The 16,420-nt window shown below is 56.8% G+C and carries 15 protein-coding genes; 13 read left to right on the forward strand and 2 right to left on the reverse strand.

What is annotated here, in order from left to right; translation table 11 throughout:
* Position 1: 1 nt before the first annotated feature.
* The 4 genes from CFT65_RS01085 (at position 2) to CFT65_RS01100 (ending at position 6,440) form a co-directional block, all read left to right on the forward strand.
* The gene (locus CFT65_RS01085; RefSeq protein WP_088826210.1) at positions 2–2,467 is read left to right on the forward strand and encodes an efflux RND transporter permease subunit; all 2,466 of its coding nucleotides are present in this window, start codon (positions 2–4) and stop codon (positions 2,465–2,467) included.
* A 43-nt stretch (positions 2,468–2,510) separates the two neighbouring features.
* The gene (locus CFT65_RS01090; protein WP_088826211.1) at positions 2,511–4,424 is read left to right on the forward strand and encodes a DUF1302 family protein; all 1,914 of its coding nucleotides are present in this window, start codon (positions 2,511–2,513) and stop codon (positions 4,422–4,424) included.
* A gap of 15 nt (positions 4,425–4,439) precedes the next feature.
* Positions 4,440–5,768 carry a DUF1329 domain-containing protein gene (locus CFT65_RS01095; RefSeq protein ID WP_228705754.1) on the forward strand — a complete coding sequence of 443 codons (1,329 nt, stop codon included), beginning with the start codon at positions 4,440–4,442 and terminating at the stop codon, positions 5,766–5,768.
* A gap of 75 nt (positions 5,769–5,843) precedes the next feature.
* Positions 5,844–6,440: an antibiotic biosynthesis monooxygenase gene (locus CFT65_RS01100; RefSeq protein ID WP_088826213.1), complete on the forward strand. Its 597-nt coding sequence runs from the start codon at positions 5,844–5,846 to the stop codon at positions 6,438–6,440.
* A 37-nt stretch (positions 6,441–6,477) separates the two neighbouring features.
* Here CFT65_RS01100 and CFT65_RS01105 read toward each other — a convergent pair whose 3' ends face one another.
* Complete coding sequence (locus tag CFT65_RS01105) at positions 6,478–7,281, reverse strand: glutathione S-transferase family protein (RefSeq protein WP_088826214.1); 804 nt, start codon at positions 7,279–7,281, stop codon at positions 6,478–6,480.
* A 114-nt stretch (positions 7,282–7,395) separates the two neighbouring features.
* Here CFT65_RS01105 and CFT65_RS01110 point away from each other — a divergent pair, with 114 nt between their 5' ends.
* Positions 7,396–8,295, forward strand: a complete 900-nt coding sequence (locus tag CFT65_RS01110; protein WP_088826215.1) for a LysR family transcriptional regulator — start codon at positions 7,396–7,398, stop codon at positions 8,293–8,295.
* Between the two features lie 66 nt (positions 8,296–8,361).
* On the opposite strand, the gene CFT65_RS01115 is transcribed toward CFT65_RS01110, so the two are convergent.
* Complete coding sequence (locus tag CFT65_RS01115; protein ID WP_088826216.1) at positions 8,362–9,474, reverse strand: S-(hydroxymethyl)glutathione dehydrogenase/class III alcohol dehydrogenase; 1,113 nt, start codon at positions 9,472–9,474, stop codon at positions 8,362–8,364.
* A 168-nt stretch (positions 9,475–9,642) separates the two neighbouring features.
* On the opposite strand from CFT65_RS01115, the gene CFT65_RS01120 reads away from it, so the two are divergent.
* From CFT65_RS01120 to CFT65_RS01155, 8 genes are all read left to right on the forward strand, one after another.
* Complete coding sequence (locus CFT65_RS01120; protein WP_088826217.1) at positions 9,643–10,965, forward strand: DASH family cryptochrome; 1,323 nt, start codon at positions 9,643–9,645, stop codon at positions 10,963–10,965.
* A 16-nt stretch (positions 10,966–10,981) separates the two neighbouring features.
* On the forward strand, positions 10,982–11,488 hold the full coding sequence (locus CFT65_RS01125) for a DUF6231 family protein (RefSeq protein ID WP_088826218.1): 507 nt from the start codon (positions 10,982–10,984) through the stop codon (positions 11,486–11,488).
* Between the two features lie 11 nt (positions 11,489–11,499).
* Positions 11,500–13,140 carry a phytoene desaturase family protein gene (locus CFT65_RS01130; protein ID WP_228705755.1) on the forward strand — a complete coding sequence of 547 codons (1,641 nt, stop codon included), beginning with the start codon at positions 11,500–11,502 and terminating at the stop codon, positions 13,138–13,140.
* A gap of 5 nt (positions 13,141–13,145) precedes the next feature.
* A complete protein-coding gene (locus CFT65_RS01135) occupies positions 13,146–13,739 on the forward strand; it encodes a tRNA-uridine aminocarboxypropyltransferase (protein ID WP_228705756.1) in 594 nt (197 codons plus the stop codon).
* 71 nt (positions 13,740–13,810) lie between these two features.
* Entirely contained in the window at positions 13,811–14,068 is a 258-nt protein-coding gene (locus tag CFT65_RS01140; RefSeq protein ID WP_088826221.1) for a TIGR03643 family protein, read from the forward strand.
* A 78-nt stretch (positions 14,069–14,146) separates the two neighbouring features.
* Positions 14,147–14,566: a YkvA family protein gene (locus CFT65_RS01145; RefSeq protein ID WP_088826222.1), complete on the forward strand. Its 420-nt coding sequence runs from the start codon at positions 14,147–14,149 to the stop codon at positions 14,564–14,566.
* 69 nt (positions 14,567–14,635) lie between these two features.
* The gene (gene pomA, locus CFT65_RS01150) at positions 14,636–15,406 is read left to right on the forward strand and encodes a flagellar motor protein PomA (RefSeq protein WP_088826223.1); all 771 of its coding nucleotides are present in this window, start codon (positions 14,636–14,638) and stop codon (positions 15,404–15,406) included.
* Between the two features lie 2 nt (positions 15,407–15,408).
* The gene (locus tag CFT65_RS01155) at positions 15,409–16,332 is read left to right on the forward strand and encodes a flagellar motor protein MotB (RefSeq protein ID WP_088826224.1); all 924 of its coding nucleotides are present in this window, start codon (positions 15,409–15,411) and stop codon (positions 16,330–16,332) included.
* Positions 16,333–16,420: the final 88 nt, after the last annotated feature.

A 16,420-nucleotide genomic window follows, 5' to 3' on the forward strand; every position in this document is an offset into this window, starting at 1 on the left:
CATGCCCGGATTGCATCGTTTCACACATCTGCTGCATCTGCTGGAAGTGTGGATATTCAGCAACCCCCGCAAGGTGCTTTCAGTGATCGCGATACTGACACTGATCTTCGCCCTGCGTATCCCAGGCCTGAAAATCTACACGGATTTCGCGGACCTTTTGCCACAGCAGCACCCTTACATCCAACTGCACAACAGCATCAAGGACAGTTTCGGTGGTGCCAACGTGCTGGTGGTTGGGGTCGAGTTTTCCGACGGTGACATCTTCACCAACGAGAACCTGGCCAGAATCGATCGAATCACTCAGGCGGTAGATAGCCTGCCCGGAGTCAACCACAACCTGGTTTCCAGCGTCACCCATCGCAACTCCCGGAAGATCTGGCTCACTGAAGTCGGCAGCATCAATTCCGAGCCCTATTACGACTCCACCAGCGGCGAATACTCGCAGCAGTCACTGGATGCCATGCGAGCCGATGTGGCTGCCAACCCAAGGGTTTACGGCCCTCTGGTTTCCCCCGATCTCAAGATGGCGTTGGTCAAGGCGCAGCTCATTGAAGGCAAGCTGGATTACGAAGCGACCTTTGCCCAGCTTCAGGAGCTCCGAGCCAATGAAGCTGCCGAAAGCGTAACCATCTACGCCACGGGGCAGCCCGTGCTTGTTGGCTGGGCCTACACCTACATGGACCAGATCCTGCAAATTTTTATCTTCACAGTGCTCACCATGCTGGCACTGCTCATCTTTCACTTCCGCAAAGCATACGGTGTGCTCATCCCCCTTGGAGGCGTTCTCATCTCCACTGTGTGGGGCCTTGGGATTATCAGTGTACTTGGCTATAACCTGGACCCCTTAGGTCTGGTAATCCCCTTTTTGATTGCGGCGCGCGCCATGAGTCATGGTGTCCAACTGGTCGAGCGCTATTACGCAGAAACCCTGGTACTGGGGAGCGGCCCGAAGGCTGCGAAGGCAACCTTCGACAGCCTTTTCCGGCCGGGCTCTCTGGGCGTTGTCTCCGACGCTATTGGCCTGTCGCTGATCGCCATCGGCTCCATCCCTTTGAACACCCATCTGGGCATCTACGCCTCACTCTGGGCGATCACGGTTGTCTTTACCGTCCTGATCGGCGTCCCACTATTACTCTCCATCCTGCCCACGCCGAAGAACCCGGAAATTCGCGAAACAGCCTTGCGCCATATCGGTGCCAGCTGCTCTCGAACGGTCACACGGCCGGGTGCCGCGCGGATCATTCTCGCTGTGGCAGCCATCTCCATGCTGGGTGGTTTGCTGGCCGCATCCAATGTGCAAATCGGGGACTCTGAACCGGGCTCGCCGATCCTGTACCCCGACCACGACTACAACATCTCCTCAAGGGTGGTGAATGACCGGTTCCCGGGTTCGGAGGAACTCTACATTGTCGCGGAAACCAGTGAAAAAGGCGGACTGAAACGTCCCGAGGTGCTTGAGGCCCTGTCTGATCTTCAGGCCCACATGCTGCTGGACCCCGAAGTTGGCGGCAGCAAGGGATTACCCGATCTGGTCAAGCAGGTGAATCGTTTGATGCACAACGATGACCCCCGCTGGTACCAGATTCCCCACGACGCTGGCTACGTGGGTGGGTTGATGTTCACGTACATGGCATCGAGCCCGGTACCTGGCGCCCTGGATGAGTTCAACGATACAGACGATCGCGTTGCCAACCTGGTGTTCTATTACAAGGACCGTCAGGGAGAAACCATCCGTCGTGCCATTCACATGGCCAAGGAATGGATCGCTGAAAATGAAGACCGCGTTGAGGGCCTGACGATCCGTCTGGCGGGCGGCACGCTCGGTGTGGCAGCTGCCATGAACGAATCAGCGTTTGAAACCAATGTGATCGTTCTGCCACTGGTCTTTCTGCTCATCTTCGCCTTCGTGATGCTGTTTTACACCTCCTGGCACGCCGGCCTGATGATGCTCCTGGCGATGCTGTTCGCCACCACCCTGACCTACGCCTACATGGGCCTGAATGGCCTGAGCATCGATATCAATACCGTGCCGGTCATTGCCGTGGGAATCGGCGTTGGTATCGATTATTCGATCTACATGATGGATCGCATTCGGGAAGAAATGGCCAAGTGCGGCGACCTGCGCGAATCCGTGCGACGTGCCATTTCCACAACGGGCATGGCCATCAGTTTTACCGCACTGACCCTGATGGCCGGGATCATCATGTGGGTCATCTTCTCGAACCTGAGATTCCAGTCAGATGCTGCGCTGCTGCTGTGCGTGATGATCGTCATCAACGGCATGGCCGCCATGCTGCTGGTGCCTTCATGGGTGTTGGCCTTCAAACCGCGGTTCATCACCGACGTCTATGCCGATGAAGACGGAATCCTGCATTCAGACCACAAGGAAACAAAATCAGCTCCATCCCCTGTGTTGGGTTCAAGACAGGACGATGGGTTTGTGACGGGAGCGCCGTACCGGGCCTGAACCCGGTACCAAGCCCCACTAAAACCTGTAACGAGGACATGCCATGCAAACAACAATAAAAGGCCTGAGGTTCTGGTGCTGCACCCTTGCGGGTAGTGCCACCCTGGCGCTGGTTCCAATGACTACAACCGTTGCTGCGGAAGATGCCCGCGTCAACGGTTTCTACGAAAACGCAACCTACGGGCGAGAGGGCGTCGGTCTATCAAAGTTCCGTAATACCCTGCAACTGGAAGGCGAGAAACGAATTGGCGACGTGGGCATTTTCAGCAACGTTTCCATCAACGGCACATTGCGCGGCACCTATGACGGGGTGTACGACCTGAACAAGGATGAATATGGACGTACCGCTGGTGGTGCCATTCTGCTTGAAGACACCGCACTGGTGCCCAACCCTGACCCATTCGTACCCCATGGTGGCGGTATCGCTCCGACACCCAACTTCGGTTTCGACATCAATCAGAACCCCAACGACGGCATGATCGTCCTGGGTGAAAACCTGCACCCCCAGGATGGTGGTGTCGGATTTGGTGTTCCAGTGCGCCCCTGCGATGTCGACAGCCGGGGCTGTATTGATGACTATCTGGACAAGGATCTGAACGAGCTTCGTTTCCAGGAGTTCAACGACCGAGCGGATTTCATCCGTGAACTTTATGTCGATTTTGACCTGAACTTCGACAGCGGTAACGTGCTGAGCACCCGCCTGGGTAAACAGCAGGTCATCTGGGGCCGAACGGACCTGTTCCGGGTACTGGATGTTATCAACCCCGTGGACTTCTCACGCAACAACATCTACGACGAGCTGGAAGACATCCGGATACCCATGTGGATCCTGAAGTCAGACTATCGCATGGGTCCCACCGAAGTATTCGATGGCTTCGCCTTCGACGACCTGAACTTCCAGGTGGTCTGGAACTTCGATCAGTTCCGTCCCCATGATATTGGCCAGTGTGGCCAGCCGAACGTCATCCTGGATGCAGGCTGCTTCTTCCGTGGTATGAATAATCTGTGGGAAAACGGGGGCACCGTTGCCAACTTTGCCAACGGCAGCATCGCAACCGACTTTGGCCCGGGGCAGATCGGTATCCGCGAGGCGCACCTTCCAAGCTGGAGCCTTTCCAACACCCAGCTGGGTTTGAAACTTGAAGGCGTATACGGCGATCTCGGCTTCTCTCTGAACGCCTTGACCTACCGCTCCCAGCTGCCATCACTGCGCGGCGGCATCCCGGCTGAGAATGCCTTCACCGGCGAAACCGCCGTTTGGCCAAGCCTGATTGCCTTCGATATCCACTTCCCAAGAGTAAACCTGGTAGGCGGTTCCCTTGACTATTACTCCCAGGGCATCGACACCGTGTTCCGGGTTGAAACCGCGTACACCTCCGGTGAAGAGTTCGCCAACACCCTTCGTGAGAAGCTGTATTCGGAGTCTGATGTCGTTCGCTACGTGGTGGGTGCCGACAAGAACATCTTCATCCCGGCCCTGAACGAATCCCAGGCGTTCCTGTTCTCCGGTCAGATCTTTGGCCAGCACATTCTTGACCACGAGCGCGAGCAACGTCTGCTGGGCGAGGCCGGGATTCCGGATTGGGAACAGAACTGGATTGCGACCCTGCTGATCAAGGGTTTCTACATGAATGGCCGCCTGAGCCCACAGATCATTACAGCCCATGACATTCGCGCCCAGGCTACTGCCGTCGCGCCATCAATCGAGTGGCTGGTTAACGACAACTTCAAACTCACAGCCGGTGCCAACTTCAAGGTCGGCGATGGTGCCCGGAAGTTTGACGACTGCCGCACCTGTAACCCCTGGGATCCGTTCACCGCCGCCTATCCTGGCCAGCCCGCCGGAGAGTCCGCCGGACTCTCCGGGTACGAACCGCTTGGCCGGTTCCAGTCAGGACCGATCGGCATGGCCCAAAAAGAAGATGAAATCCAGCTGACCGCACGTTACAGCTTCTGATAACGAGGAACCAAAATGACTACGACAAAGAACAAATCCGTTTTTAGATGGCTGATGGCTGGCTGCACGGCAGGCCTGATGTCGACAGCGCTAATGGCCGATGAAGCAGTTATTACCAACTCCTTCTACCCCTACAACACAGAGACACCGAGCTTTGATGGGCTGAAAGCCGGAATGGTCATCGACCAGAGCAACGTTGCCCAGTTCAAGGACGCCATTGATCCCGCATTCTACGGTTTTATCGAGCAGGGCATGACCACCATCACCGTAGGCGAGACTACCTCCTTTGATCTGCACCCGAACTATGTTGAAGCCACAAGGGCTTCACTTGGTCAGGTTACGCTCGGTGACAACGTGGGTGAAATCAGCGGCTGGAACGCTGGCCGCCCCTTCCCCGAAGAACCTGACGTCAACGACCCCAGAGCGGGCGAGAAACTGGCGTGGAACTACAAGTATGGGTACAACTGGGGCGACAGCGCGGCTATCTATCCCTTCTACTGGAAGTATCGGGACATGGACTCCGGCAAGGTGGAGCGAACCATCAAGTTCAACTTCCACTTCCTGAACTACAAAGGACGTGTGATCCAGGAACCGACGCCGGAAATTACCCCGAATCCGTCTGACCTGTTCCGGGCCATCTACGTTCAGGTGCTGGACCCGGCTGATGTGCGTAACACCCAGCTACTGATCCATCGTGCAGCGGACGATCTCAAGCGGGATAACTCCTGGCTGTACCTGGGTTTTCAACGCCGGGTCCGTCGTCTGGCAACTGGCCAGGTCACCGACGCGTTTCTCGGCTCTGACCTGATGATCGAGGACTTCGAAGGCTACAACGGCCGCATCTCAGATATGAACTGGACCTATAAGGGCACCCGTTACATGCTGATGCCCTTCTACAACCACAACGACCTGACGCTCGATTCCGAAACCCACAGCGACAGTGATGGGTACCAGGTTGTGTCCTTCAGTGGGCAGGGCGGTTGCTTCCCCGACATCACCTGGCAGCTCCGCAAGGTTCACGAGGTTGAATCGGTTCCAGTGGATGAAAGCCACCCACTGTCGAAGCGTGTTCACTACATGGATGCTCAGACCTTCACCATTCCGAGAACCGTGTCTTATGACCGCAAGGGCAGCCTGTGGAAGACCTTCACCATTGGCCAGGCGCATCCGGACCACCACCTGCCGAAGAACAAGGGCAGCGGTGTCTCCATCGATGACAGCTTCAGCATGATCGATGTTCAGGCCAGCCACTGCACCACCGGCCAATTCAAGGGACAGGTTGACCCCGAGCTGTCACCACCACAGATGTTCAACGTTCAGCACCTGCGGGCAACAGGAAGCTGATCCACGGATCCTTGTTGCTTCTCCATTGGGCCCGCTTCTGCGGGCCCCTTTTTTGGACCATTGAGGATAATGAACATGACCGACAACCAGTCTGGCGTTGGCCAACAGGATTCAACAGCCCCCTTCACAGTGGTTGTCTCGCGGCGGGTCAAGAAGGGCCAGCAAGACGCATTTGAGGCACTAAGCAGCCAGATGACCGAGCGGGCCTCGCGTTTTCCCGGTTACCTGGGCACCGCCATGTTCCGGCCGGCTTCACCCGACGATCCTGAATACCGCATCGTGTTCAAGTTCCAAGATCGGGAATCGCTGGCTGCATGGGAAGCTTCCGAGGAGAGGGCAGAACTGCTGGAGCAGATAGAAAGTCTGCTGGTACAGCCCAGCGAGCGGGAAGTGACTTCGGGAATCGTTACCTGGTTCACTTTACCGGGCCAGAATCCGGTGACACCTCCACCCAAATGGAAGATGACCATTGTCAGCTGGCTGGCACTCTACCCGGCGGTGACTCTGGTCTTCCTGTTATTCGGGGATGTGCTGGCACAAGTGCCACTGCTTTTGCGTACATTGCTGGTCACTGCTGTCGTGATGCTATTGATGAGCTACGTATTGATGCCGCGAATGACACGCTGGTTTGCGTTCTGGCTGTTTCCGAATACAGCCAGAACTTCTCGATGATCGGATGCATCGAACATGATTGACGCCCATTTGTAAGTCACATCGGAGACGGAAATTTCTCTAAATGCCCCTGGATCAGACTCCATGCAGGTTTGCCTTTTTCCAGCAGGTCAGCCCTGACGTCCGCTGGAAAGTCAGCTGCCACCGATTGTTCATACGACGCTCTTTTGCGGCAGCGCTCGAACCAATCTGCCACACGCGGGCAATCCTCATAAATATCTGTCCAGCCGAATTGCATAATCGTTTGGAAGTATGGTGCCAGGCAGATATCAGCAAGACTGAAGCTATCGGCGACTACCCAATGATGCTCTTTGAGCGCATTTTCCATTTCCAGAATCGTCTTACGGTATACGTGAACGGCATCGACCACATCTGGCGCCTCAAGGCCGAATTCAGTCAGCCGTTTTTGGCGCTCACGCCGGGGTTTCTCCGGAATCTGATCAAGCAATGCCTGGCGTTCCGTTTGCGATTTCTTCATCAACCCCGGTCGCATTACTAACGGCCACTGAAGTGCGCCGCAGGACGGATGAAGCTTGTTATCAACCTGTTTCATCCAGAAACGCATCTGGGCTATTGCGTAGGGGTCCTCAGGCCGCAAGCTTGGCCCTGGCCAGCGATCTTCCAGATATTCACAAATGATACTGGACTCGATAACGGCCTTACCTTCATGGACCAGAGTAGGCACGACGCCCAACGGATTAAGCTGCAAATAGTCGGGGTGAAGATTCTCTTTCTGAGCGAGATCGACATGATGTTTCGTCCATCGCAGGCCTTTTTCGGCGAGCACAATGCGGACTTTCTGCGCACAGGGCGACATAGGATGGGTATAAAGTTCCAACATTTTAACGCTCCATTTCGGTGGCCGGGTTTAACGACTTTAGGCTTGCGTCGTCGCGGGAAAAAGACGAGTGTTGTCCAAGCATTTGTGAATAGAATTCAAAGGTAATCATCACGAATGGACAAACTGACGGAAATGGAAGTCTATGCAACGGTTATACAACGCGGAGGGTTGTCTGCTGCGGCACGCGAACTTGAACTTACGCCCTCCGCTGTAAGCAAACTCATCAACAGACTGGAAAACCGCTTGGGTGTGCGGCTACTGAATAGAACCACAAGGAAGCTGAGCACGACTGAAGCCGGCCAGCAGTTCTATCGAAGGTGCCTGGACATACTGTCTGCGGTCGAGGACGCCGAAAACACATTAAGCAATTACGGTCAGATCGCCAAAGGCAAACTTCGGATTAATAGCACCCCGGGTTTTGCACACCACCAGCTACTTCCCATCCTGATGGAGTTCCAGGAAGAATACCCACAGCTGGAACTGGAACTTCAGCTCTCCGGCATTCCCGTCGATCTGGTGGCTGAGCAGGTTGATGTGGCTATCCGATTGGGCGTTCTGGAAGATACCAGTCTGGTAGCGAGGCACCTTGGCGAAAGCCGGCGCATCGTTTGCGCCAGCCCGGAATATCTGAAGCTCCACGGAAAGCCTCGCGTCCCCTCTGATCTGAGAAACCACAGCTGCCTGCGCCTTTCAACCAGCCGATCATTCAACCTATGGCGATTCCAGACCCCCGAGGGGGAACAGCTTATCGAAGCCAAAGGCGGCTTCCTTACCAACGATGTAAATGCCCTTTGCGACTATGCCATGCAGGGAGGGGGAATTGCCCGATTGTCGTCTTTCATGGTGGGTGAATTGCTCGAAGACGGAATGCTCATCAAGCTACTGGACAAGTACGAAACAGATCGACAGCAAATCCATGTCCTTTATCCCAACAGGAAACAGTTGCCGGGGAAGGTGAAAGCCTTTATCTCGTTCCTTCAGAAAAAGCTGTCCGATCAACCGCTCTGGGATTAGCTTCAGTCAGCGCTTGAACTCAGTTGCTCCCCGATCGTTCGGGCGTGACCGGGGAGCCGCTCATACTCAGAAATGAATAACCGTCCGAATGCTCTTACCCTCATGCATCAGATCAAATGCCTTATTGATGTCTTCCAGAGGCATTTCATGGGTAATGAACACATCCAGCGGAATCTCTCCCTTCTCCGCCTTTTCCACATAGCCGGGCAACTCGGTACGACCCTTCACGCCGCCAAACGCTGAGCCTTTCCAGACCCGGCCGGTCACTAGCTGGAACGGGCGGGTGCTGATCTCTTCGCCGGCACCGGCCACGCCGATGATGATGGATTCGCCCCATCCCTTGTGACAGCACTCCAGTGCCGCACGCATGACTTTGACGTTGCCGATACACTCGAAGGAGTAGTCAACACCGCCGTCGGTCATCTCGACGATGACTTCCTGAATCGGCTTGTCATAGTCGTTGGGGTTAACCACATCGGTGGCACCCAGTTGTTTGGCAATGTCGAACTTGCCCGGGTTAATGTCGACGCCGATAATCCGACCCGCCTTGGCCATCTTGGCTCCGATGATCGCCGCCAGGCCGATGCCACCCAGACCGAAGATGGCCACAGTGGCGCCTTCTTCCACCTTGGCGGTATTCATCACCGCGCCAATCCCGGTGGTGACACCACAACCAAGCAGGCAAACCTTCTCAAGGGGCGCTTCCTTGGGGATCTTGGCCAGGGAGATTTCCGGCAGTACCGTGTATTCTGAGAACGTGGAGCAGCCCATGTAGTGATAGAGTGGCTGGCCGTTGTAGGAAAAACGGGAAGTACCATCCGGCATTACGCCCTTACCCTGTGTGGCACGCACGGCACCGCACAGGTTGGTCTTGCCAGAAGTGCAGAATTTGCACTCACCGCATTCAGCGGTATAGAGCGGAATGACATGATCCCCGACTTCCAGATTTTTTACGCCGGGGCCAACGGCTTCAACAATGCCACCACCTTCGTGGCCCAGAATGGTCGGGAACAAGCCTTCCGGATCCGCCCCGGAGAGGGTGTAGGCGTCGGTGTGACAAACACCGGTGGCAACGATACGCACCAGTACCTCACCTTCCTGGGGCGGCGCCACATCGACTTCGACAATTTCTAGCGGCTTGTTGGCCTCAAAAGCGACCGCTGCACGGGATTTAATCACTGTCGGACTCCTGTTGAATTCGGATCTGTGTATTGGATTTTGCGCCACGATGTGCCGGCTGTCCGTTCATTCTAGACGAAGTGCGCAACCAGATGGGCGCCGAAATCTTTTCCGGAACTGGCTCGTATCATCTCATAGCTGACCTATACCGAGAGAGGAGCTCTTACGTTGCGCACGCTTTACTGGTTTACGCGGGATCTTCGCCTGCACGACAACACCGCGCTGCTGGCGGTCTCCAAGTCCGACATGCTGCTTTGCGTCTATGTGGTAGATCCGCGCTGGTTCGCACCCGGTGCCCTCCAGAGCAAGGCCATGGGAGACCATGGCTGGCGCTTCCTGTGGCAGAGCCTGATGGCGCTTGAGCGCAGCCTTCGACCACTGGGGCAGCGGTTACACATTGCCTTTGGTGAGCCGGAAACCGCCATCCCTCAACTTGCTCACGCTCACAACATTGAACGGGTGGTTCGCTCCCGGCTGCCCGGCACCCAGGAGGCCGGCCAGTGGCGGGCCATCAAGGACAAACTCCCGAAAACCCTGTTCCAGCAATTCGAGACTCTGAGCCTGTTTACCGAGGGCTCCCTGCCGATGGCTCTCGAGGAATTGCCGGACACCTTTTCCCAGTTCCGCAAGCAGGTTGAGAAAACCGGAGAACGCTGTTCCGAACGGTTAAGGATTCGCACCCTTACGGCCCTGCCCCCACCGCCGGGCTTCCCGGAAGACAATCGCGGCGATTGCCCGCCAATACCGGAGCCCGTGCACCCATTGCAGTTCATGGGCGGTGAAGCGGCTGGCCTGGCGCGGCTGCAGGAATTCCTCTATGGCAACCACAGCATTGACCGCTACAAGGAAACCCGGAACGCCCTGGACACCTGGGATGCCTCCTCCAAGTTCTCACCCTGGCTGGCCAACGGCTGTCTCTCGGTCCGGGAAGTAGCAGAAACCATCACCGAATACGAAGCCAGCGAGACCAAAAACGAATCCACCTACTGGCTCTGGTTTGAACTGCTCTGGCGCGAGTACTTCTACTGGTACGCCCTGAAACATGGCGCCAACCTGTTTCGCCGGGACGGCGTCCAGCGTAAACGTCGGCATGGCACCTTCTACGGCCATCGTTTCAAGGCCTGGTGCCAGGGCAACACCGAGTATCCGATCGTGAATGCGGCTATGAATCAGCTGCGGGAAACCGGATACATGAGCAACCGGGCCCGGCAACTGGTGGCAAGCTGCTTCATCAATGAACTCGGTCTGGACTGGCGATATGGAGCGGCATGGTTTGAGGAGCAGTTGATCGACTATGATGTAGGGAGCAACTACGGCAACTGGCAGTATCTGGCTGGCGTAGGGGCGGACTCGAGAGGCCTGCGGCAATTCAACCTCGAGAAACAGACGCAGCAGTACGATCCCACCGGCACCTTTATTGACCGCTGGGGCGGACATGCGGATCAGCCCGTAGGCTTACACACAGTGGATGCGGCAGACTGGCCCCTGTAGCAAAAGGCGAATCGCCATGACGGATATGACGGACAACAGCAACACGGGCACAGCACGGGAAACCCTGGCCCGCATCATCGACTCCAGCTCACCGGCAACCCTGCTGAGCTGCGGCAGCCTCGCAACCGAAATGTCGCGAATCTGGCAGAAACATCAGGAAGGCGTCGATGTTCGAACCCTGGACACCACCGACCCCAATGCCAGGCTTCACCTGGACCGGGTTGCAGACCTGGCATTGATAACCGGCACCCTTGAGCACCTGCCTCATGATGAAGGCGCCCTGCTGCTGGGCCAGTTACGAAACTACGGCACCCACCAGATTGCCGTTCTGGTGGGAGAGACGCCGGGCTGGGCCTTTACCGATTTCATCGGCCTCGGCTTCCGTCGCCATGCCGAACTGGAAAATGATAACGGCGCACTCACCCTGTACACCTACAATCTGGATACTTACAACCACAAGCGGGCCTGGAACAATCCGGAGAACTGGGCCAATCCGGAAATGTGGGGCAAAGCATGGTGGTAACAAGCGAGGCTATGAGCACTCCGTCCTCCAAAAAACTCAAACCGAGTACGATCAGGATAGGCACCCGATACCGGGCCAACCGCCTGAAAGGCCCCTACGACGCCATCGTGATCGGCTCCGGCATCGGCGGTCTGACCACCGCCGCCTGCCTCGCCAAGGCGGGCAGGAAAGTCGTCGTACTTGAGCAACATTACACCGCCGGCGGCTATACCCACAGCTATGCCCGCAACGGCTACGAATGGGACGTAGGCGTACATTATATCGGCGACATGGGCTCTCACCACACCCTTGGCCGCAGGCTGTTCGAGTACATCACCGACGGCAAGCTGGAATGGGCACCCATGGACGAGAACTACGACCGCTTCTTCCTCGGCGACAAGGTCGTGAATCTGCGCGCCGGCAAGGAAGGGCTGCGGCTCTCCCTGCTTGATGCCTTTCCCGATGAACAGGAGGCCATCGACCAGTACGTCAAGCTTCTGGGCAAGGTGGCAGACGGCATGCAGTGGTACACACTCTCCAAGCTCACACCCGGCATCCTGAGCCCGGTCATCAACAAAGGGCTGGATATCGCCCTGCCGGACTGTTTCAACAAGACTACCTGGGAAGTGCTGAGCGAGCTTACCGACAATCAGGAACTGATCGGCGCCATCACCGGCCAGTGGGGCGACTGCGGGGTCACACCGAAGCAGTCAAGCTTTATGGTTCATGCACTGATCGCCAAACATTACCTCTACGGCGGCTTTTACCCCGTCGGCGGCGCGTCGGAAATCGCCAAAACCATTATTCCTGTTATTCAGGAGCCCGGCGGTGAGGTGTTTACCTACGCCGACGTCACCGACATCCTGGTCGAGAAAGGCAAGGCAACCGGCGTGCGCATGGCCGATGGCGAGGAAATACGGGCACCGCTGGTGATCAGCAACGCCGGGGTCATCAACACCTTCGAAAAACTGCTGCCAGCCGAGGCTGCCGAAAAGGTTGGCTACAAAAGCAAACGCAGACATATCGTTCCTTCCATGCCCCATATCGGACTGTATATTGGCCTGAAGGGCACACCGGAGGCACTTGGGCTGCCTCGAACCAATTTCTGGATCTACCCCAGCGCCGATCATGACGGCAACGTGCAACAGTTCCTGGATGATCCGGACAACACCGAATTCCCGGTCGTCTATATCTCCTTTCCCGCAGCCAAGGATCCGGATTACCAGAACCGCTGGCCTGGCACCTCCACCATCGAGATCGTTGCCCCGACCACCTGGGAGATGTTCGAGCCCTGGCAGGACACCATCTGGGGCAAGCGGGGCGACGACTATGAGGCCCTGAAACAGAAAATCACCGACCAGTTGCTGGCAGTGATGTACGAGAAACTGCCTCAGCTGCGCGGAAAAGTGGATTACGTGGAAACCTCCACGCCGCTCTCCACCGCCTGGTTCTGCCGTTATGGCCGGGGCGAGCTCTACGGCCTGGACCACAACCCCGAGCGCTTCGAACAGGATTGGCTGAAACCGAAAACCGACATTCCCGGGCTGTATCTCACCGGCCAGGACATCCTGACCTGCGGGGTGGTGGGTGCGATGATCGGTGGTCTGGTCAGCACCCTGGCCATTCAGGGCTGGCGCGGCGCCGGATTGGCGAAACGTATTTTCGTGGGGTAACAGGGTTGCCCAGACCGATTTGTGCCGATTGCGGCATGCACCGCAATATCTGTGTGTGCGAGGCCTGCGCCCCGATGCCTAACCGCACCAGGGTGTCAGTGCTCCAGCATCCAAGTGAAGCTGGCCACCCCAAAGGTACGGTCCGCATACTGGCCCAGTGTCTTAGCAACCTGGAAGTGTTCACGGGCGAGACGCCAGAGGATTTACGTGAGGCCGGTTTCGATACCGACACGTTACCCCGGAATTCAGCGCTGCTGTTTCCGGGGTCCGGCAGCGAACCCCTCGAGTCCGCAGACCTCAGCCACTTCCATCACTGGATCATTCTGGACGGGACCTGGCGCAAGGCCGCCAGAATCCTTCACCAGAACCCGGCACTGGCGGCTCTGCCCCGCTTCCATTTCGCCAGTCCGCCGGCCTCGGCATACGCCATCCGCAAAGCCCCGGGCTCGCATCATCTGGCCTCAGCAGAGGCTGTTGCCTATCTGCTCAATGCGATCGAGCCGGGGCTGGATACCCGGCCAATTTCCCACGCTATGCGCACATTGGTGGACAAACAGTTCGCCCAGATCCCGCCCCGGCTGCACAAGCACTATCAATAAATCGTGTGGGGTGAGACAGCCCGCCGGTCCGGACGTATTCCGGGGAAACCCGATGCGAGTAGAGAAGCCCCATGTCCGAGCAGTTTGACCCAGCAGACCTTTCCCGCATCATCGAAATGGCGTGGGAGGACCGCACTCCCTTCGAGGCCATAGAAGGCCTGTATGGTCTTAGGGAAAAAGACGTCATCCGCCTGATGCGTCGCGAGCTCAAGCCCAGCAGCTTCCGTCTCTGGCGCAAACGGGTAACCGGACGCAACACCAAACACCGTCAGTTGCGCCCCGAAGGGGTGAGCCGTGGCTATTGTCCGACCCAGTACAAGCACCGATAAGCACTTTGCCATTGGCATTGAAGGGACGGCTGCGTAATCATGGACATTCTGGCATCAAGCATATGAGGAACCCGATCGATGGCACTGTTCAACCAGAAAAACGCCCGAAAACAGCTGGACGCTGAGGCCAGAAAGGTGCATCGGGAGGACCTGGAAACCCTGCTGGATCGCCAGCGCAGCATTGAAGAGAAAGTAAAAGGCAGCGGCAAGCTGGCGCGTTTCAGTGCCGACATCAAACTGATGTTTTCGATGATCCGCGACTACTGGTACGGCAATTACCGTAGCGTACCCTGGAAAACCATCGCCGCGGTGGCGGGGGCATTACTATACGTCATGAACCCCCTCGACGTGATTCCGGATCTGATCCTCGGATTCGGCTTCGTGGACGACGCCGGGGTGGTCGCCCTCTGTCTAAAGCTGGTGGAGTCTGATCTTCACCGCTATGCTGCCTGGAAAGAGCAACAGGAAGAAACCACAGCGGCAGACCGCCCGAATTGATTAATTTCTGAACTGACGGTATTCTCTCGTCCCTGCTTCTGGAACACCTGAATCAAATCTGGAGTTGTAGTGGATTTAGCCACCCTCATTGGTCTTGCTGGCGCTATTATACTTATCGCCTCTGCCGTTATTCTCGGTGTTTCACCTGCCGTTTTCATCAATCCTGCGTCCCTGCTGATCGTCGTAGGCGGCACCATGTTCGTCGTGCTGGCCAAATTCAGCGTTTCGCAGTTTCTGGGAGCCTTCAAAGCCGCAGCCAGGGCGTTCAAATTCAAACTGCCAGAAACTCAAGCCAGCATTGAAGAACTCGTAGATATCGCCAACGTGGCCCGTAAAGAGGGCGTTCTTGGCCTTGAAGACAGGGAAATCAGCAGCCCGTTTCTGGCCCAGGGCATTCAGATGCTCGTAGACGGGCAAGACGCCAACACCATTAAGCAGCTTCTCAATAAAGAGCGCCTGATGACTCTGGATCACAACCGGTCCGGCGCCAAGGTCTTCACCGCCATGGCAGATGTGGCGCCGGCCATGGGCATGATCGGTACCCTGATCGGCCTGGTGCAGATGCTGTCGAACATGGAAGACCCGAAATCCATCGGTCCCGCCATGGCGGTTGCCCTGCTGACCACGCTCTATGGCGCCATGATAGCCACCATGATAGCCACGCCCATTGCTGACAAGCTCTCTCTGCGCATGACCGAAGAAGCACGCATGCAGTCGCTGTACATTGATGCGCTGGTCGCCATCCAGGAGGGCACCAATCCCCGGATCATTGAGCAGATGCTTTCAAGCTATCTGCCACCCAAGGAACGTGAAAAAGTGGCCGAAGCAGAAGGCGCGTAACCATGGACGAGTTGCCAGAAGAGGAGAAACCGGGGATTCCGGCGTGGGTTGTTACCTTCGCTGATCTCATGTCCCTGCTGATGTGTTTCTTCGTCTTGCTGCTGTCCTTTTCGGAAATCGACGCCCAGAAATTCAAGCAGATCGCCGGGGAGCTTTCCAAAGCTTTTGGTGTTCAGCGCGACGTGCCCGCCCTGGAAATTCCCAAGGGCACCAGCCCCATCTTCGACAAGTTCTCGCCCGCACCGCCTGAGCCCACCGTGGTTAACGAAGTCAAACAGACCACCACGGAAGAAGACCCGGAACTCCAGACCCTGAAAAGCCCCACCGATATGGCCGTTGAAGCTGCCGTAGAGGAAGAGATGCAGGAAACCATGGACGAGATCCTGAAAGTCCTGGAACCTGCCATTGCCGATGGTCGGATCAACGTGAGCCAGGATCAGCGGCGCATCGTGATCCGGGTGGAAGAAAAAGGCTCCTTCCCCTCCGGCTCCGCTCAGCTGACCTGGGAGTTTGAGGGTCTGTTGCTGGACATGGCAGAGGTCATTGAGGGCATCCCCGGTGACCTGACTATTGAGGGACACACCGACAACGTCCCTATCCGGACTGACCGCTTTTACAGTAACTGGGATCTCTCCGCCGCCCGTTCAGCCGCCGTTGCCAACGTCCTGGTAGCCCGGGACCAGGTCGAACCCACCCGTCTGTCCGTCACCGGTCTGGCGGATACCGAGCCAAGAGTGCCCAACACCTCGGCGGAGAATCGCGCAAAGAACCGGCGAGTGGAAATCATCATTGATCTCTCCGGCCCGATGCAGGAACAGGAAGTGCGCCTCCGGGAACTGATCCAGTCCGAATCGAACGATGACGAATCCAGCCTCGGGATCGAATCCGAATCCGACAGCTCAACACCAAACGAAATCAGCTGGTAAACGCATTCTATTTTGGTGCGACCCACCTAAAAACGCACCTTTATAGTGCGACCTGAGACCCAAAAATCCCTTTTATATCTCTTAGCGA

Source organism: Marinobacter sp. es.048 (assembly GCF_900188435.1).
Classification (GTDB): Bacteria; Pseudomonadota; Gammaproteobacteria; order Pseudomonadales; family Oleiphilaceae; genus Marinobacter.